Here is an 18,018-nt window from a genome sequence, read left to right on the forward strand (position 1 = left end):
AATGTAAAAGCGAACTTATAAGGTTGCTTTAGCAATTGTTTCTGGAGTCAGTGACGCCACTGTTTCTGTCATAACACGCTGCTGTGCAACCTGTAGGAATAAACGTACTTGAGAGAGTTTAAACTGTGCCAGTTCAACACCCTTAAGTCTGGTAGGACGGGGCAGTTCCGCTGTTAGTGGATTTACTGCTTTTCCATTTTTTAGCACTTCAAAATGTAAGTGTGGGCCGGTTGAACGACCTGTGTTGCCAACGTATCCGATGATGTCGCCAGCTTTAACTTTGCTACCGCGCTTCAGTCCTTTTTTGAACTTTCGCATATGCGCGTATGCTGTTTTTGTAGAGCTATTGTGACGAAGGGTGATCTGGTTACCATATCCACCGTTGCGCCCAATAAAGTCAATTGTACCGTCTGCTGCAGCATGGATGGGGGTTCCTCTTGGTGCTGCGTAGTCGACTCCCTTATGCAGTATTCTGCGTTTTAGAATCGGATGCCTACGGTAGCCGAACTTGGAGCTGATTCGAGCATTTTTTACAGGTTCGATTTTTCCCCTGCTGGCAGTGGTGTTGCCATTCACATCATAATACGATCCTCCGTACTCCCCTTCAAAAAAGAAAAGTTGCATCGAAGTTTTTTTACCTAAGCGAACGTATTGGAGACGTGGGGCAATGCCAGATTTTTTGGGGTAGACTTCGTAAATAACTTCAAAGTCTTTGTTCTTAATGTTTCTTCTAGTAAGTTTTTTCCTCTTTGCTAAAAGCTTGTAGGCTTGTGAAGCGATAGAGGCAGGAAGGCCGGAACGTTGTGCATCTTTAACAAATGAGTTTTTGATGATGCCCCCAACATACTGCAGTTTCCCCTTGTACTGAGTACGTTCGATTGCAGCTTTGTAAGTACCGTTTGGTTGTAGCCTAACTACAAAACGACGGTTTTTATTGAGCTGCACACTTAGTTGCGCAAGTTCCTTTCGTTTGGTTTTAGGAAGTTGGCGCAGTGTCAGGGTCATTTCTAACCCTACATCGAACCGAAAAGCCTTCTGCTTTAATGTTGTAGCAACGATTTGACGCTGTTGCCTTAGCGGAACGCCAGCTTTTTTGAGTACCCCGTACAGGGTTTCTCCCTTTTTTACCGAAACTTTTTTGGTAAAAAGTTTGTCGTTGGCGAAGCCTGGAACATGCTCCGTAGGGAGCGCGCTCTTGGGATTGATTTGTTCCCAACCATTCATGAGGTCGGAAAGATTGTAACGTTTGTCGATAGATGCGGTACTAGTCGTTGAAGCGTTTGCTAAGTTAGGTAGTGCAATAAGTGAGGTAAATAGTAGTAACGCAATGGTAAAGAACAAATAATCCTTTTGTTGTTTTGTCAAAAAGTACATTTTCATAAGTGTTTTCTCGTTTCCGAATGCCTGAATGCACTACTTGCTTAGATAAAGCTTGTCTACCCCCTCTTTTTTGAATGGAATTAGACATAGTTGAATAGTTACAATATGATTTTTGTTATACACATCATCCTTTGTTTACATCTTTTAACATGATGGTAGTGGATGACGCGTCTCATATAGTGTCCACCCCTCTTACGTACGTGGGGAACCATGCCATCATCTTGGCATCACCCTTGTTTCATCGAATCGTAAAAAAACATGCAGTAAAGTCGCCTTGCGTGCAGAACGCAAGACGACTTTTGTCGTTTCAGAAGGTATTTTCAAAGGTTAGACCTGCTGCTGGTTGTCTATTTCGATGTGATCATACTTGGCGAAGTTGATTAGATTGTTTGATGGTATGAACTAGTACAACCGGCAGCTATCTAAAATGTAAGGAGAGTTGAGATGGGCGGAGGAAAAGGCAAAATTTCAGTTTCGTCTCCACCACCTGCACCGGTGCCTCCAGCGGCGCCTCCCGTGCAGGAAGAGAACACTGTGAGCAAGGCCGACTTGTACTCCAGTGTGGAAAGCAGTCAGGCCAGTAGAGATGGCAGACGTGCAACTATTTTGACAAGCGCTCAGGGGGATGAGTCTGAAGCACGGCTGAAGAAAAGCACCCTGCTTGGCAGTTAAGACTATGCAAGCCTGTCCGGAACAACCGATGGCGGCATTTCGGAGTACAGGTAGAAGGAACAACTATGTCGCAATCATTACTTAAAGCTGTCCGGAACACGGCTGTTTTTCTGGAAGCACAACGGCAGGATTGGGAGTCTGCGTGGCGGGATGTATCATATTATATAGTTCCGCATAAGGGCACCTTTTCTTTTTCCGACTCCGGTAGCAGCGCGCGTTTTAGCAAAAAGATTATCGACGGAACCGCATCGCGGGCTATCCGGATTCTTGCGGCAGGGATGCAGAGCGGGCTTACTTCTCCGGCGCAACCGTGGTTTCGACTGCGGCTTATTGATAAGGAGTTGATGGAGTATGCTCCGGTTCGATTGTGGCTCGATGACGTTGAGAGCCGCATATATAATGAACTGGCACATGCCGGATTTTATCAGGCTGCCCATAATATGTATTCCGAGCTGGCCGCATTCGGTTCAGCAGATATGTATATGGCCTCGGACGAAAAAAAGCTTTTCAGCTTTTCGTGCCTGACATGTGGTGAGTTTGCATGGGCCTCAGATCGTTACGGAAAGATCGATACCGTTCTCCGCCGTACTAAAATGACAGTACGGCAGTTAGCGGCGCAGTTTGGTGAAGAGACTTTGTCCGCAACCGCAAGACGGATGCTTTCCCGTGATCCTTACAGCATGATTGAAATAGGGCATCTGGTGTGCCCACGGGAAGGCAAGAGCTTTGTTACGCAAGGTGCAGGTAAACCAGTACTTGCGGGTAAGAGAAATATGCCGTGGGCATCCATAACGTTTGAAATGGGAACAGATGCCACGACTGTTTTGAATGAGAGTGGCTTCATGGAATTTCCGCATCTGTGTGGAAGGTGGGATGTGACGGGTATGGATACCTATGGGTATTCACCTGCAATGGATGTGATGCCGGATGTGAAAATGCTTCAAGAGATGGCGAAAAGTCAGCTTCTTGCTGTGCATAAGGTAGTTAATCCACCAATGCGTGTTCCGGCTGGGTACAAGCAGCGTTTAAATCTTATTCCTGGTGCGCAGAACTTTGTAAATAGTACACAACAGGATGCCGTGTCTCCTCTGTATCAGATTAATCCTGATATTCAGGCTGTTTCATACAAAATTGATGATGTGCGCCGCGGGATTCGTGAAGGCTTTTTTAATGATCTGTTCTTAATGTTCACAGGTGAAGACCGTAGCAACATTACTGCAACAGAGGTGCTCGAGCGCAGTCAGGAAAAAATGGTCATGCTCGGGCCTGTAATTGAGCGTCATCAGACAGAAATTCTCGATCCGTTGCTGGCGCGAATGCTTGGAGTGCTGCAACGTTCCGGGCGGATGCCGGACGCTCCGCAGGAACTGGAAGGCAGAGCGTTGCAGGTTGAGTATGTATCCGTACTTGCTCAGGCACAAAAACTTGCTGGTTCCAACGCTATTCGTCAGTTGACGGAACAGGTTGGAAGAATGGCAGCAGTTGCACCATCCGTTCTGGATAAATTGGATTTCGATCAATGTGTGGATGAACTTGCTTCAACTTCCGGTGTTCCGGCAAGAATTCTTCGATCTGACGAAGATGTTGCCGCGCGGCGTGAAGCTGCACAGGCGCAGGCGTCAGAACTTCAGGCTCCGGAGCAAATCGAAAGATTGGCAAGTGCAGTGTCATCTGCTGTGAGTACAGTCAAAGAGTCTCCGGAACTCTTTGAAAAAATTGTTTCAACCGTAGGCGGAGGGGCAGGGGAAGATTCACAAAAACTTCTACAGGAAGCTCTGACGTTTACAGGACGCTAAGGTACGGAGAACGAATGCATGCAGATGTGGAATTGCAAGGGCTGTGCGATCTAAGTGAAACAGAATTATCGCGGCTTCTTGCAGAAGACTATGGAATGGAACATGCCCGAAGTGCTGATGCAGAAACACGGATGATCTCATATCTGCAAGATTTGCGGGAAGTGTTGCGGCTTGAATCAGGAGCAGGGGTACGGGTGTTGCGTATGTGGCTGGATGAAGCATGCATGAATAACAGGCTTGCACGGGATGAGCATATGCGGGAACGGGTTGCGCTGCTGGAATATGCCCGTGACCGTATGGCAGATGTCGCCTTGGCAGATCCGGTTTGTCATGTGCGGTTACAACTTCAGTTTTCACAGGAGTGGGCATCGGCAGAGATAAACTGACTGTAACAATGACAGCCGGAATAATAACGAACGGTACTCGTTAGCGCCGTCGAAATGGGAGGATAGATATGCATACCGCAATGGATAGAAATGGAACTGGGGCAGAGGCGGATAAGGGAGGCGGACCGCAGGGGAGTACAAACATGGGGCAGCTTGCCCAAACGGAGCATGCCCTTGCATCTGGCTCAAAAGATGGACAGGGCTCGGGACAGAGTGCCCCCCCGACTTCCCAGCAGCCAAGCGGAACGGGGTATTCGGGACACACCGTACTAGACGGTAAAACTCAAGCATCTCCGCAGGGTGCAGAGAGCACAGGAAATATTGTTTCGAAGGGCATTGAGCCGAAAGGAAGTAGCCAGAACGGGAGCGCTTTGGGCACAGATGCTTCTCAGGAGGGACACGTTCAGCCGTTCGCCGTGAAGTTTCCAGAGGATATGCCTGTAACTCAGGAACTTTTGGATAATTATCAGGCGTTCTGTGCTGACTGCGGTTTGAATAATGAACAGGCACAGCAGGCTGTTGATTTCTATTTGAAAGAGCAGGCGCGGCAGATGGATGCCGAGCGCGAACTGTCCATGCATATTCTGGAGAGTGGGCCATGGAAAGGGCAGTTTGAACAGCGTCTTTCTGTGGCAAACAGTGCTGTACGTGCTCTGAATACTCAATTGGGAGGTCGGTTACAGCCGATGCTTGAGGCTGGATTGGGGAATAATCACATTTTTGCGGAGATGATGGCGTGTGTCGGAGACTTGCTTCAAGAGGAAAATTTTATTCCGCACGCAGGCGGTGGCGCTACTCCCCGTTCTATGTCCACTGAGGATTTTTTACGTAATGAAGTATTTAAAACCCGCTAGGAGGGGATAATTATGGGTGCGACACTTAAAGAACTTGCAACAGTTCACAGCGCAAAACAGCCACAGCAGGTAGACAGTTTAACAGAAGAAGCACCGGTACTGGGGGTCATTCCTTTTGAAGAAGCGTCCCATGGTCTGTGGAATATGTATGAAGAAGTGACAGATGTCGAAGGTGCAGGATGGGTTGAAATGAATGCACCGCTTCCCGGAGTCGATGTGACGAGTGATCTAAAAAAAGTAGATCTTTCAATTCTCGGTGGGGAAATCGAGTGTCCGGAAGACACAGCGCGCATGTTCGGTAATAAAGAAGCTTATTTTGCCCGTAAGCTTCCAAAGATTATCCGTAAGTCCGGTATGGCTGCGGAACAGCGTATCATTTACGATAACTTCCTGCGTTGGGCTGCGGATAACAAGCGTATGGTAAGTGCAGGTGCAACCTCAGACGATTGTTACTCAGTTCTTGCGGTACGTTTTGTTTCCGGCGAGACAACCGGTCTTTATTCAAGTGAAAGCTTCAAGCAGGGAACCTTACTTGATGTGCAGCCCATTAACGGGGGACAGCTCTATAAGGCATCTTCCGGTAAGCATGAAGGCGTACTTTGCTACGGTTGCCGTCTAAAAGCATACTTCGGCTTGCAGATTGCCAATGAGCATTCTGTTGCCGCGTTGGTTAACATTAATAAAAAAAATACTCCAACTGCCATGATGATTGACGATTTGCTTGCAGACGTGCGCGCAACTTCTGGTACCACCTATCTCTTTATGCACGGGAAAGCGCAGACGTTGCTCAATGAACATAAGGGCAAGTCTCTTCAGGTACTTCCTAGTGGTCGAGATCTTGATCGTCAGATCACACATTGGAACGGTGTAGAAATTGTGACCTCGTACAACTTCCTTGACGGCACTGAAGCAGCGCGAACTGTCTAACGCAAAAAAGATGAGATTACTATGTACAAACATACCTTGCGAGTAAATGGTGAGTATTTGGCAAAGGCGCAGACACTTCCTTCTAATTCAGGTGTTGTGGGTAATGGGGGCTCTATTAAAGCCGGTTCAACAATGGGGGCTGTTGAAGTGGTAATGGCTGCGGCAGATGAGGTGAGCATTCCGGCAGAAACTCAGGTTTTGTTACAGCTTGAAGGTAGTGATGATAAAAGTGTTTTTACACTTATGCCTGTGAACCACGTGGTAACGACGTCTGCCGATGTAACAACATATAAGGAGGGGGACGAACTTGCCCGTCTGCCGGTAGCTTCTAATGCTCCAAAGCATGTGCGTTGCCGTATTTCCACAAACAAAACAGGCATAGTTGGAACCGTGGATGTTTTCTGCGACTTCCTGCCGCGTTAATTAGTCTTGCGTTGTAGCACTTAGCGTTATTCATAATGTCCAGAGAGCAGTGCTTGCTTTCTGGACATTTGTGGATGCTGGAACAGGAGCTTTTTATGAAGTCAGTGATCTCTATTTGTAATAAAGGGTTACAGTACGTAGGGGGGAGCCCGATTGTTTCACTTGAAGAAAATACACGTGGTGCCGAGTTATGTAATCAACTGTATGCAGAGGTGCGTGATGAATTGCTTGAATCACATCACTGGAGTTTTGCAACCCGCTATGTACGCTTACCAAAGTTGCCGGAATCACCACCCTTTTATTTCGCCTGCGCCTATCAGTTGCCCGCGGATTGCATCGGTGTACGGCAGTTGCAGGACAGTAAACCTTTTGAGGTGGTGGAAGGGCGGGTCTTGTACACCGACAGTACTCCTGCCAAGGCGATTATCACTGTTCGTGTGACTGATCCTGCCTTATATCCTGCTTTATTTGTAGAGGTCATGGCGCGAAAACTCGCCGCAGAACTGGCTGTGCCGTTGATGAACAGCGCAAAGCTGGAACAAACCATGTACAGCAAATTTGTTGATTCTTTTGCGCGTGCTGCGGCGGTAGATGGTGCGGAAGGTGTGCAGCAGATTGATGAGTCGGATGGCTGGCTACAGGCAAGAACCCTTTAGTAAGATTCTTTAGCAGGTTCTGACGGGGCTGAGTGACAGGGGAGAATAAAATGAGTGCAGTTACTGTTATACAGAACAATTTTAACGGGGGAGAGCTGTCTCCGCTTATGGGAGCGCGTACTGATCAGGTTCGGTATGGCAATGGATGTAAAAAATTGCATAATATGATGGTGCTTCCTCATGGGCCTGCATCGAGGCGTCCCGGTTTTCAATTCTTGGGGAAATGCCGTGACGGCGGGACGCGTGTCCGACTTGTCCCGTTTACGTTTAATGCAGATCAGGCGTACGTTCTGGAATTTGGCAATAAATATATGCGGGTATGGAAGGATGGCGGGCTTGTGACAAATCTTACGGGGCGACCTATAGAAATCGGTACTCCTTGGACGAGTGACATCGTAGATTCACTTTCTGTGTGCCAGTCTGCCGATGTGTTGTTTGTCGCCAGTGCCTCCTGTCCTCCATATAAAGTTTGTCGAACGGGACACGCTTTGTGGCACCTTGAGCGGGTTGTTTTAGGGAGCCGGATGAAGCCTCCGACAGATTTGGAAGTGACTAAAAAAGGTACAGCTTCAAGAGAATATTCGTATGTTGTTACTGCTATTGATCCATTTACTCGAGAAGAAAGTGAACCGTCTGTTGCAATAACCCTTCAGGGGCCGGAAACAATTTCCGTAGAATCTTCCATCACGCTTACATGGGAGTCAGAACATAATGATGCCATATATGCTGTATATAAATGCTGGAATGAATCTGGAAAATTTGGATTTGTTGGGCAGGCCAAAAGCAGGAAGTGGGTGGACAGGGGCGCTAGCCCTGATTTTTCGGAAGGTTTTCCCATATACCGCACGATGTTTCAGCGCGCTGATGAATATCCGAGCTCTGTGCAGTTTTACCAGCAACGTTTGTGTTTTGCCGCAACCAACAACCAGCCGCAGACTATTTGGATGAGCCAATCTGGCAGTTATAATAATTTTAATATTTCTGATCCATTGCGTGATGATGACAGTGTCGCTGCAACAATTGCGGCAGAACGGGTTAACAAGATTGAATGGATGGTTCCGGGGCGTCAACTCATTGTAGGTACCGCTGGTAGCGAATGGAGTTTGAGTGGCGGTGAGAACAAGGCCGTCACACCTTCATCTATTAAGTTTGAGCGGCAGAGTGTGATCGGGGCAGCGCCGTTAGCGCCGTTGGTTGTGGGAGAAAACATTCTTTTTCTTCAACAAGGCGGTAAAGTAATTCGTGAGCTTCAGTATTCGTTGCAAAAAGATGGTTATATGGGGACGGAGCTTTCTATCCTTTCCGAACACCTGCTTAAGGACAATCCTGTTGTGTCATGGGCATACCAGCAAGAGCCGTATTCTGTTGTCTGGTGCGTGTTGTCTGATGGCTCCTTAGCTGCGTTCACCTATGAGCGTGAACATGATGTTATCGGATGGCATAAACATTCGTCTGAAGGACATTTTGAATCCGTCTGCTGTATTCATGGAGATAGGGGCGATGAACTGTGGTGTGTTGTGACCCGTGTCGTTAATGGAAAAAACTGCCGTTATGTTGAGCGGTTGGCTCCCTACGGTGTCAACGGCATAGAAGAGCAGTTTTTTGTTGATTCAGGCGTAAGCTATCATGGAGAGAAGGCAGAGACTTTTTCAGGTTTGGAGCATCTTGAAGGTGAAAGTATTCAAGCTTTAGCAGACGGGTTTGTGATACCGCCCCAAGTGGTTTCAGAAGGCAGCATTACTTTGTCACATGCTGCTTCTGTTGTGCACATTGGATTGCCATATACATCGGAATTAATTCCAATGGAGCAGGAAGTTATACTGCAAAGCGGGAGTAGCAGAGGACGAACTCGAAGAGTCAGCAGGGTAAGTTTGCATGTGCATGAGACTGCCGGTCTTCAAGTCGGAGTAGGAAGTACTGCTCCACAGCCGGTGCCATTGCGCGAAGATGCAGGACTGGATCTAGCTCCGGCGCTGTTTAGTGGTGAGACGGTTGTTGAAGTTAATGGCGGGTATGAAATTCAGTCAAATGTTGTTTTCAGGCAGTGTGAGCCGCTTCCGGCAACATTACTCTCATATTCAATGCAGGTTGAGATGGGTGAGCGATGATTGTTCGTAAGGGAGGAATCGAGGATGCTATTGCGTTGCAGGGCCGTTTACGAAAACAGGATTATGACGAAGTATGGGCTGCTTACGGACATAATCCGGATGAGGTGCTTGTGGCATGTGCGCAATATTCAACGATGCTTTGGTGTGCTGAAATACATGATGTCGTTGCAGCTGTCATTGGTGTAGCCCCATCAATAAAAAGCGATTGCGAAGGACAACCGTGGATGCTTGGAACTGATGACATTTGTTCTGACACGAAGGCTTTTTTACGTTGGCCGCTGGAACTTTTGCCATTGATGCATCGTGTTTATCCAGTGCTTCGTAACATGGTCGATGCTCGTAATAAAAATTCTATTCAATGGCTTCGTCGCATGGGGTTTACTTTGGCACAAGATACAGTTCCATATGGACCATTTGGAATACCATTTTATGAGTTTTATAAGGAGGACTTGGTATGTGTTCGGTAGCAGGGGTTGGAGCATTGTTGGCTGTTGCTGCTTCGGCAGTTTCAAGTAATCAGGGGAGCGCGAAGGTGAAAATAAGTCGCTCGGCTGTAAACACAGCGCCGGTTGATGCCTATGCAGCTCAGCAACGAGCAAACCATGCCCGTGCTGAAGGTGATCGGAAAATGAATGCAGAGCGGCGGAAGTACCTTCAGTCTGAAGGTCGGACGCAAAGTGTATTTGCAGCAAATAATGTATCTCTTGCTTCAGGCAGTGCCCTTGATCTGTTGGTAAATAACAGGGCCTATGCGCAGGATACGATGAACGATATCCGGTATGAAAGTGAAATGAAGGCATGGGAATATGATGTAGATAGAGCTAAAGCAGAGGCTCGTAGTTTTACGTCATCCCGGACTTCAACTCAGGATTCATGGAGTGATACGCTTACAAATCCATTGTTTGTTATTCAGTCTGCGCAAAAAGGGCTTTCACTTTTTGGTAAGGGGTAGTTGGTATGCTTGCTGAAGAAAAAAGAGCAATGCCGGAAGATTCTGTTGAAGCCTTAATGGCGTTAGAACGAATTGTTAGTGCCGAGCAGGAAATGCGTTCCGGAACTGAAGACGGTCAACCGAGTAGTGAGACTGCGTCAAAAATTTTTATTAAAGCTGTATCCAGTGGGAGTGATGTCTCTCGAGGGGCGGTAGCTTCCCAACTGGCCGGGAGTGCCTTTCTCCATTCGCAGATCGAGCCGTTTGAGCAAAAGAAGCAGATTGTAGAGCAGGCACAGCAGTTGTGTCGTAAGCGTCTGCAAGGACTGTGTGGTGATGCAAAAGTGTTGGGGCGAGCCTATGCAACGGCAAGTGAATCAAAAAGCGATGAAAATTCCCGAAAGAGCATGCTGGAATCCTTAGATGAATTACAGGAAAAAATGTCACAGACAGAAGATCTTGTATGGATAATTCAAGGAGAAAGCCGTGGAATTAATGAAAGACAAAAGCGTTTAAATACTTCTGCGTTGTTATGCAGTTTTTTTTCAGAAGTGGCTGTCTACAATCCCGTCGCCGGTTCCCGCTTGTTTGCAGAACGAAAGGACATGCTCGTGACGGCTGATGCAGAACTTGTGGCGGATATTCTTTTACGCAGTTCAAGTGAAAGTGCCTATAACGTCATTTCTCGAGGAATCGAAACGGATGATCCGAAGGAGCGTCTGGATGCACTCTGTACTTGTTGTGAAAAAGTGTCCGCAGACGCGTTGGAGATTTCTGAAAAAAGTTATGCTTTATTGTTGAATAGGGTTGAGGCTGAACGGGTGCAGACTCTTCAGCTGGACAAGCTTTTTACAGCGGTAACACGTAAAAATGTTGCGCGGGAAGTGTGTGAGTTTCTTGTCAGGGGAGACCGGGTCGCGGCACTTTCAGTACTCTATTGTTCACAGGATTTTTCGGAAAGAGAAAAGCAACAAGTAATAGATGTAATTCGTCAGCAACAGTGGGTAACAGAGCCATCAATCTTTATTGAAGCATTTGCCGCATCCGTAGAATGCGAGCGTGGTGCAGAACCATGTTGTATTTTTCCGGCAGATTCTTTGTCTCCGTATGATGCCTTATTGTTGTATGACTTGCTTGGGGAGTACTCACCCAAGACTCAATTTGAAAATGAGCAACTTTTATCTCTATTATACTCATTCCAAGCAACAAAAAATAAAACAGAACCGTCATCAATATTTACAAAAAATAAAAATATTGGTGTTGCGGATAAACAAAAAAGAGCTGTTTCAGATATGACGGTCTTGCGTTATGTACTAGATGCTATTGTCTCTGCACGAAAAGAAAATAAAGATGTATTAACTATTCTGCATACTATTGAGAAGGAAGCATTTTGATGGACTTATTGCATGAGTGTAAGTGTTGTGCTGTGTGTTTTATTGTAAAAAAATATAATAGATAATAAAAATAGCATTTGCTTTGTATAACTCTAGAAAAATACTAGCAAATTTGTATAGAAATGTTAGATCGGTGGTGTGCACCACTATTTAATGAAACTACATAATATAATGGAGCTTACACTTTTTTTTGGTATTCTATCTTTTCTAGGAGATAGGAGTTGCCGTGTATCAGCAGATGAAGTGTATCCAACAGAAGTGTTTTGAGACATGTAGTCGAAGCGAAAGCATGTATGCGTATACCTCCCGACTGCAGGATATTATTCAAGTTCAATACAGCATAGAGACGGCCTTACTGGAAGCTGTGGTTAGAAATGCCACAGGGGAAGGGATTGTACGTCTGCACAACCTTGTGTCGGCACAGAAAACGGTGTTGCATTCGGACATTGAGACAAAGCTTGTATTACGAAGTTTTTATGAAGAGCTGTTTGCCTTGGCCTCAAACTGTATGCTGTCTATGCTTTCTGTGCATCTGATACCGATGTTTGAAGAAGGTCGGGATTTGTATTTGGCAGTCGCGTTTAATCGAAAAACGTTTTACGAACATAATAAAAAGCTCGTTCGTTGTATTGAAGAGCTTGATGAAGTAGGAGCCTGTGCCGCCTTACGGGGGCAGTTGCTACGGATGGGGACGTATTATTCAGTCTACCTTAATTAGTACATAAAAAAAAAGCCGCATGAAGCGGCTTTTTTTTATGTACTCACAGCAGAAATATTCGCGCGGAAGCTACGTATACTGTGAGTATGTGCAGGCTGTTCTAGTGAAGAATTTTATTGAAATTCCGCAGAACAGTCTTAAGCATGTTGTCAGATGGCTCAATAAAGCCAAAATGCATGCCACGGACAAGGCCGACCATAGTCGCCATAAGCATGTCCGCTGTTTCCTGAGCATCAATTTCTGCAATGATGGAACCGTCAAGTTTTCCTTCATCGATAGAATTGCAAAGGTAGCCGGTAACATATGAGTAGATTTCTTTAATCTGGACGAAGAAATCTTCGCTGTTACCACAGTAACGGGTTGGAGCATCCCGGAAAATAAGGGAGAATTCCATGTGGTTCTTTTTTACGAAGACGTAAAAAGATTTGATTACGGATTCTACTTTTTCCAGTGCATTTTCTGGCTCACGTACTTCAAGATATTTTTCAATATCTTCGATGAGCTGGTTTTTGACGTTTGTGATAAGTGTAAGAAAAATATCATCTTTTGTACGGAAGTGGCGGAAGATTGTTCCTTCTGCAACACCAGCTTCTTTGGCGAGAAGACTGGTAGGAGTGTTGCTAAATCCACGTTCGGCAAAAAGACGTGCAGCAGTATCAAGAATAAGATCGCGTTTCATGGTAGCCTCATACCTTTATTTGTCAGTATGCAAATCACCTGCACCAGTGTGTACTCGCACAGGTGAGAGGGGATAACGTGATACTCTGAGGCTGTCAACGACTTGAGGCAGATATTCGATGCCGTGCTGCTACTCTTGTTATCTGAATGTAACTAAGGTGCCGGGCGCATCTTTCAATTTTTTTACCTGTCATCAGTTGATGAACTGTGTTTGTAGACATTTCGTAACGCTTTACCCGTTTGAACTACTGTAGTCTCTAATTCTGTCATAAGATTGCTGATTGCTTTTGGATCCTTTGCTTCAGCGGCGCGTGCAACACAGCTTGCCATTTTGTTGACTTCGCGGAGTGCATATTTTTGTGCGTGCTGCTGAAGTTTTTCTGCTTGGTTGAAAAGTTCTTCGAGTGATCCTTTCTCTAACTGAATAGAAATTTCTTCAAATGTTTCTTGCAGCTGTGATATTATTTTAGGGATTTGTGGAAGGAAAAACGTGTCCAGAACTTCCGCAGGATGTCCCGCTTCTTCAGAGTTAAGCGTCAGGTGGCTAACAGCTTCAGTCAGTGGAATGTCATCCCGTGCTGGTGTTTCTTCATCTTCGGTTTTTGACATAACAGCATTGCCACCAAGAATTTCTTTCAGATAGGCTTCCTCTTCCGGTGTAATTATTTGTGGCGTCGGCAGTGAGGTGTCATCAAATTTACTTTCTTCTGCGGAGGGCTCTTCGAGTTCCTCAAAAATGTATTCATCATGCAGATCGATAGTATCTTCAGCTACATCAAAATCAGAGACGGCAGTAACGGACTCTTCTGTTGTATTATCCGTGAGTATCGCCTGCGAGGAGTCCAATTTTTTTTCTGTTACTTCGCCAGAGAGACTTTCAGAATTTTTATCTGATAAAAGTTTTGTTGGTTCGTTGGGTTCCAAAATTTTTGGGTTTGAGTCTACGTCGTTTTTTGTCTTTTGGAGCTCATATGCGATTTCCGCAGACGCTTTTGTGCCACTGGGAGAGGCAGAAGGTGCTGTAGCAATATCTTCGACAGGTTCGTTTGCAATAGTCTCTTGAACTATATTCTCAGGCAGGAGATTTATTGGCTCTGGCTCTGGCTCTGGCTTTGGCTCTGGTGCTATGTCCAGTCCTGAGAGGGATAGATGTTCAAGCTCTGGAACGTCATCAATTTCTTCAAAATTGTCTGCGTATTCGTCATTAGTTTCTTCAGTATCTTGATCTATAGGCTCGGTTACCTCAAGAGGGAGGTTATATAAGCCAAGGTTTTTCAGAGCAGCAAGTAAGTCGGGTTTAGACACCGGTGTAGGCAATGCTTCAGCATATCCTGAATCGCAAAGTAATTCCGCGCTTACAGGGCTGTTCGCAATGGCGATTGCGGGCGTAGAAGGAGAATCAAGATTTTTGTCAACTTCAAGAAGCTGTGACAGAATGGTAATGGAGTCTTCTGTCAGTTCTGCTGCAACAATAACAGCATCAATGTTAGCGGCCTCGTATGTTGTAATAGCTTCATCAAAAGACGTTACTTTATGAGCATGGAACACGTCGGGATCAAGATTTTCCTGAATTGATTCAGAAGGCGCAGACCGTGTTTCAATAATCAGTAGTTGGGGGATTACTGCTTCCTTATCTTGCTCGTTTGAGGAACTTTTTTGTAGTGAATGATGAACAATTGCGCTTGGATAATCTCGTGCAGCTTTATCAAATCTTTCAAGACGGATGGTAAAGGAGACTGTCGTGCCTATATTTGGCTCAGACTCGATGCACAGAAAACCGTCCATTAAATGAACAAGTTCTGCTGTCACGCTTAATCCAAGACCGGAACCACAGTATTTACCTGAATTTTGTTCAGGTTCCTGACAGAATCGTTCCATTACATCATATTTGTTTTGTAGTGGAATACCGCGTCCCTGATCTTTTACGGAAAACAAGAGCTGCACTGTTTCCTCTGAAGATCGCAGACTTGAGACGTATATACCTATCTTTCCGGCATTGCTGAAACGCACGGCGTTTCCCAATAGATTTAATAAGATTTGGATCAGTCGGTTTGGGTCGCCAATAAAATGAACCGGAAGGTTGGGAGCAATCTCCCATGCAAGTGATAGACCCTTTTCTTCGGTATGCGGCAACATGATGTGATATGCATCTTTTACCATTCGCTGCAGATCAAAACTATTTTTTTGTAATGTTAACCTATTGTTATCTGCTCTATTCAGGTCAAGTAAATCTTTCAGTTGTAGTTGCAGAACATGGGTTGCGGATTGCAATGTGCGCAGAGCATGCTCCCCTTCTTTGGGTATATTAATGTCACGTAATTTTTCACCCATTCTGGCAATAGTCGTAAGTGGCGACTGTAGGTCATGACTTATTTTATGTATGATTTTTTCCGGTGTGAAGTCTTGATGTTTTCTGTTGTAGTCAATGGTGCTGTGAGCATGAAGTTCAGAACCGTGCAGTGCAATCGGTGTAAAAATCATAAGGCCCATCGCGACACCTGCAAAAGGCATAAGTTGCAGAATACCAGCAATATCGGCGGTGTTCGCAGGCAATAAGGCGAGAAGCCCCCCAAGTGCCGTAAGCAGGCAGCCTGTTGTGAATCTTTTTCCACCAGGAATTTTTTTAGAAATTGCAGCACAACCGGGAATAATACCTAACACCGCTAGAGTTGGCCATAGGGAGAGGTAATGCTGTGAACTTGAACATCCTGGAATGAGTGGGAAAAAGGAAACAAGCAATCCCAGTAATGAGAGTCCCCATAGCAGTGCGTTGATGTGACGCGGGCATTCTCCATTATAAAATAGATTACGCCCAATATGCGGAAGAATGATTAACGCCAGACCGGGGAGAAGAATTGTCCACGCTGTAGAAAATTCCAGTCCTGCTGCGGTGGATGGTGAAAATCCAAACGTGTAGTATGTCGTTGTAAGCAATGTATAAACGCAAAGCCAGAAGCAGCTCTCAGCCCTAGTAAATACGGCAAGAAAGAAATTTAATCCCGCAATACCTAGGGTCAGTCCGATAAGAAGCCAGAATAGTAAGGAAGGAACAAAGGTCGGCATAGCCGAGTTCTGTAACGTTATTTCGGGTGTAAACCATAGTCCTGGTTTTCCCTCCACGCGCAGGTAGTATTCTGCCAGTCTAGCCTTTGAAGCATCTGGAAGCGGGATGTGGCAACGGGAGATCGTAGAAGACTGCCAACGTTGTGAATTATTGGCAGGTTGATAGAAAAGCGTTGTCGGGCGACGAACTAGACCGCCGAACTGCATAAAAGGAAAGAAGCCATTCATACGCCAGCGTTCAAACTGTTCAATTGGAATAGATATGCGAATCCAGACTCGCTTGACGGAGTATGGGATTGGAGTCTGATCCAGCGGGGTAAATACGTTGCTAAATTCAGGTGCAGCGATTTGATATATAGAAGAGACCGGTGTGTCTTCGAAAAAAACATCGTATGCAACGGGCACCCGGTGACCAGAGTTCAGGGCATCGCTAAGTGATGGTATACAGAGGGCAACTAGAACACAGCATGACACAAAGCAAAAGATCGCTTTTCGGAAGCGTAACAGAGTAGCAAGCATATGGTTCACCGTTATAGTTGTCTGAGTTGCTAAATAAAAAGAACATAGAACGATGATAAATAAATGTCTATAATGCAAAAGAAAAACGCCGTCAGCATTTGCCGACGGCGTCTTTAGACAAAAGAAGGCTATTTTCGGTGTTCATCAATAAATTCTTTGAGTGGTTTTCCCTGTGGCGTCTGAGCAAATGGATTGGACGCGAGCAGTTCTTCCCATGCCGCAATTCCCTTATCTCTTTGTTTTAAATCATGCAGGTAAACAATCCCTTTGTTGAAAAGAGCGTTAGGGTGTGTGGCATTACGCTGGAGTGCTTGGTTGTAGCTCTCAATGGCTTTTTGATATTGGCCTGTTTGACGGTACATAGTGCCAAGATCTGTCCATATGTCAGCGTGTGAACTGTCAAGTTCCAGGCTTCTGCTGTATGCTGCAATAGCACTTTCAGGGTGATTGGTATCGTAGTACGCGTTACCAAGCTGTTGCCATGCAAGGGCGTTGGTCGGTTCGTTACGGGTTTGGCGCTCCAAATCAATAATTCTTGAGGCTTGGTCTTGTGAGATTTGAGATTGCAGTGGCTGAGCCTGCTGGACTTTTGCGGTCTGTTTCGCAGGGGAGGGAGCCGCCGTATATATGACTGTTAGCAGGTTTCCAAGGAATACCCCAAGGAAGAGGGCAAAGACAATGCACATAATAGTAGTGCTTTTCTTTACATATACTCCTTTTTCAAATTCTTGCCTTAGGCGTTCAGCTTCGCGCTTTGTCATGGAAAACGACCATCCTGTATTGTTATTATGTTGAGAGGAAGTAGAGTTTAATATCAATACAGAAAACACAAGGCAATAAAAGCGACTGTAAAAAATATATACAAAATTCACTAATGTACTTAATTTATTGTGTATAAAAAGATGCGGGTATGAGCCTCTGTATAAGCTTATCAGAAAAAAATAGATTTCTGTTGACGGTAAAAAGGCATTTGCGTAGAAGCTTTTTGACGTTGCGACAAAACGTAGCGTTTGTTCTTTTATAGCTCTGTTTCTTGTTTTGAACCTTTTTAAAAGTTTTTTAAAAAAACTTCAAAAAAGAGTTTGACAGCGGATGGCGGAAGGAATAGACACTCCTCCACGCCGCGAGACAAGGGTTTGCCAGACAACGGAAGAAATTAAATTTCAGAAAGTTGTTGACAGCTTAGCGGCAGGGTGGCATAAACGCCAACTCGACGCAAGGCTAACTGGCCGAGCGGAGCTTTTAGAAAGCTCTTTGACAATTAAATAGCGAATCGGATTGATTTAGAGATCAGCTAGCGTTGTTCGTTACTAAGGTAACGGGCAATTCAATACAGAATTATTAAACTGGAGAGTTTGATTCTGGCTCAGATTGAACGCTGGCGGCGTGCCTAACACATGCAAGTCGAACGCGAAAGTCTCTTCGGAGATGAGTAGAGTGGCGCACGGGTGAGTAACGCGTGGATAATCTACCTATTGGTACGGGACAACAGTTGGAAACGACTGCTAATACC

At 45.5% G+C, this 18,018-nt stretch carries 16 protein-coding genes and 1 rRNA gene; 13 read left to right on the forward strand and 4 right to left on the reverse strand.

What is annotated here, in order from left to right; translation table 11 throughout:
• Window positions 1-15: 15 nt before the first annotated feature.
• The gene (locus F461_RS18485; RefSeq protein ID WP_019999842.1) at window positions 16-1,380 is read right to left on the reverse strand and encodes a M23 family metallopeptidase; all 1,365 of its coding nucleotides are present in this window, start codon (window positions 1,378-1,380) and stop codon (window positions 16-18) included.
• A 444-nt stretch (window positions 1,381-1,824) separates the two neighbouring features.
• Between F461_RS18485 and F461_RS0103885 the strand changes: the two genes are divergently transcribed.
• The 12 genes from F461_RS0103885 to F461_RS0103940 all read left to right on the forward strand — a co-directional run bounded on the left by F461_RS0103885 (window position 1,825) and on the right by F461_RS0103940 (window position 12,245).
• Window positions 1,825-2,052: a hypothetical protein gene (locus F461_RS0103885; RefSeq protein WP_019999843.1), complete on the forward strand. Its 228-nt coding sequence runs from the start codon at window positions 1,825-1,827 to the stop codon at window positions 2,050-2,052.
• A gap of 65 nt (window positions 2,053-2,117) precedes the next feature.
• Window positions 2,118-3,848, forward strand: a complete 1,731-nt coding sequence (locus F461_RS0103890) for a portal protein (RefSeq protein ID WP_019999844.1) — start codon at window positions 2,118-2,120, stop codon at window positions 3,846-3,848.
• Window positions 3,849-3,862: 14 nt separating this feature from the next.
• Window positions 3,863-4,234 carry a hypothetical protein gene (locus F461_RS17020; protein WP_019999845.1) on the forward strand — a complete coding sequence of 124 codons (372 nt, stop codon included), beginning with the start codon at window positions 3,863-3,865 and terminating at the stop codon, window positions 4,232-4,234.
• Between the two features lie 68 nt (window positions 4,235-4,302).
• Window positions 4,303-5,088: a hypothetical protein gene (locus F461_RS18490; RefSeq protein ID WP_019999846.1), complete on the forward strand. Its 786-nt coding sequence runs from the start codon at window positions 4,303-4,305 to the stop codon at window positions 5,086-5,088.
• Between the two features lie 12 nt (window positions 5,089-5,100).
• Window positions 5,101-6,015: a major capsid protein gene (locus F461_RS0103905; protein WP_019999847.1), complete on the forward strand. Its 915-nt coding sequence runs from the start codon at window positions 5,101-5,103 to the stop codon at window positions 6,013-6,015.
• Window positions 6,016-6,036: 21 nt separating this feature from the next.
• Window positions 6,037-6,438, forward strand: coding sequence for a hypothetical protein (locus F461_RS0103910; protein ID WP_019999848.1), 402 nt, complete (start codon window positions 6,037-6,039; stop codon window positions 6,436-6,438).
• A gap of 95 nt (window positions 6,439-6,533) precedes the next feature.
• On the forward strand, window positions 6,534-7,094 hold the full coding sequence (locus tag F461_RS0103915; protein ID WP_026364600.1) for a phage connector family protein: 561 nt from the start codon (window positions 6,534-6,536) through the stop codon (window positions 7,092-7,094).
• Window positions 7,095-7,144: 50 nt separating this feature from the next.
• The gene (locus tag F461_RS0103920; protein WP_019999850.1) at window positions 7,145-9,202 is read left to right on the forward strand and encodes a phage tail protein; all 2,058 of its coding nucleotides are present in this window, start codon (window positions 7,145-7,147) and stop codon (window positions 9,200-9,202) included.
• On the forward strand, window positions 9,199-9,669 hold the full coding sequence (locus F461_RS18495; RefSeq protein ID WP_019999851.1) for a hypothetical protein: 471 nt from the start codon (window positions 9,199-9,201) through the stop codon (window positions 9,667-9,669). The genes F461_RS0103920 and F461_RS18495 overlap by 4 nt, the downstream gene beginning before the upstream one ends.
• Window positions 9,657-10,154, forward strand: coding sequence for a hypothetical protein (locus F461_RS0103930; RefSeq protein WP_019999852.1), 498 nt, complete (start codon window positions 9,657-9,659; stop codon window positions 10,152-10,154). The genes F461_RS18495 and F461_RS0103930 overlap by 13 nt, the downstream gene beginning before the upstream one ends.
• Window positions 10,155-10,159: 5 nt before the next feature.
• Complete coding sequence (locus F461_RS0103935) at window positions 10,160-11,527, forward strand: hypothetical protein (protein ID WP_019999853.1); 1,368 nt, start codon at window positions 10,160-10,162, stop codon at window positions 11,525-11,527.
• A 289-nt stretch (window positions 11,528-11,816) separates the two neighbouring features.
• Complete coding sequence (locus tag F461_RS0103940; RefSeq protein ID WP_162139281.1) at window positions 11,817-12,245, forward strand: FCD domain-containing protein; 429 nt, start codon at window positions 11,817-11,819, stop codon at window positions 12,243-12,245.
• Window positions 12,246-12,345: 100 nt separating this feature from the next.
• Here the strand turns inward: F461_RS0103940 and F461_RS0103945 are convergent, their stop codons facing one another.
• The 3 genes from F461_RS0103945 to F461_RS0103955 form a co-directional block, all read right to left on the reverse strand.
• Window positions 12,346-12,924, reverse strand: a complete 579-nt coding sequence (locus F461_RS0103945; RefSeq protein ID WP_019999855.1) for a TetR/AcrR family transcriptional regulator — start codon at window positions 12,922-12,924, stop codon at window positions 12,346-12,348.
• Window positions 12,925-13,106: 182 nt separating this feature from the next.
• Window positions 13,107-16,505, reverse strand: a complete 3,399-nt coding sequence (locus F461_RS0103950) for an ATP-binding protein (RefSeq protein WP_019999856.1) — start codon at window positions 16,503-16,505, stop codon at window positions 13,107-13,109.
• Window positions 16,506-16,633: 128 nt separating this feature from the next.
• Window positions 16,634-17,266 (reverse strand): tetratricopeptide repeat protein, encoded by a 633-nt coding sequence (locus F461_RS0103955; RefSeq protein WP_019999857.1) that lies wholly within the window; start codon window positions 17,264-17,266, stop codon window positions 16,634-16,636.
• Window positions 17,267-17,848: 582 nt separating this feature from the next.
• Here F461_RS0103955 and F461_RS0103965 point away from each other — a divergent pair.
• Window positions 17,849-18,018: ribosomal RNA gene (locus F461_RS0103965) — 16S ribosomal RNA — on the forward strand; the annotation flags it as partial.

This window comes from Halodesulfovibrio aestuarii DSM 17919 = ATCC 29578 (genome assembly GCF_000384815.1).
In the GTDB taxonomy this organism is placed as follows: domain Bacteria; phylum Desulfobacterota; class Desulfovibrionia; order Desulfovibrionales; family Desulfovibrionaceae; genus Halodesulfovibrio; species Halodesulfovibrio aestuarii.

Coding starts and splice junctions, on each gene's coding strand:
- F461_RS18485 (WP_019999842.1), bottom strand. CDS start 1,380: ATGAAAATGTACTTTTTGACAAAACAACAAAAGGATTATTTGTTCTTT.
- F461_RS0103885 (WP_019999843.1), top strand. CDS start 1,825: ATGGGCGGAGGAAAAGGCAAAATTTCAGTTTCGTCTCCACCACCTGCA.
- F461_RS0103890 (WP_019999844.1), top strand. CDS start 2,118: ATGTCGCAATCATTACTTAAAGCTGTCCGGAACACGGCTGTTTTTCTG.
- F461_RS17020 (WP_019999845.1), top strand. CDS start 3,863: ATGCATGCAGATGTGGAATTGCAAGGGCTGTGCGATCTAAGTGAAACA.
- F461_RS18490 (WP_019999846.1), top strand. CDS start 4,303: ATGCATACCGCAATGGATAGAAATGGAACTGGGGCAGAGGCGGATAAG.
- F461_RS0103905 (WP_019999847.1), top strand. CDS start 5,101: ATGGGTGCGACACTTAAAGAACTTGCAACAGTTCACAGCGCAAAACAG.
- F461_RS0103910 (WP_019999848.1), top strand. CDS start 6,037: ATGTACAAACATACCTTGCGAGTAAATGGTGAGTATTTGGCAAAGGCG.
- F461_RS0103915 (WP_026364600.1), top strand. CDS start 6,534: ATGAAGTCAGTGATCTCTATTTGTAATAAAGGGTTACAGTACGTAGGG.
- F461_RS0103920 (WP_019999850.1), top strand. CDS start 7,145: ATGAGTGCAGTTACTGTTATACAGAACAATTTTAACGGGGGAGAGCTG.
- F461_RS18495 (WP_019999851.1), top strand. CDS start 9,199: ATGATTGTTCGTAAGGGAGGAATCGAGGATGCTATTGCGTTGCAGGGC.
- F461_RS0103930 (WP_019999852.1), top strand. CDS start 9,657: ATGTGTTCGGTAGCAGGGGTTGGAGCATTGTTGGCTGTTGCTGCTTCG.
- F461_RS0103935 (WP_019999853.1), top strand. CDS start 10,160: ATGCTTGCTGAAGAAAAAAGAGCAATGCCGGAAGATTCTGTTGAAGCC.
- F461_RS0103940 (WP_162139281.1), top strand. CDS start 11,817: ATGTATGCGTATACCTCCCGACTGCAGGATATTATTCAAGTTCAATAC.
- F461_RS0103945 (WP_019999855.1), bottom strand. CDS start 12,924: ATGAAACGCGATCTTATTCTTGATACTGCTGCACGTCTTTTTGCCGAA.
- F461_RS0103950 (WP_019999856.1), bottom strand. CDS start 16,505: ATGCTTGCTACTCTGTTACGCTTCCGAAAAGCGATCTTTTGCTTTGTG.
- F461_RS0103955 (WP_019999857.1), bottom strand. CDS start 17,266: ATGACAAAGCGCGAAGCTGAACGCCTAAGGCAAGAATTTGAAAAAGGA.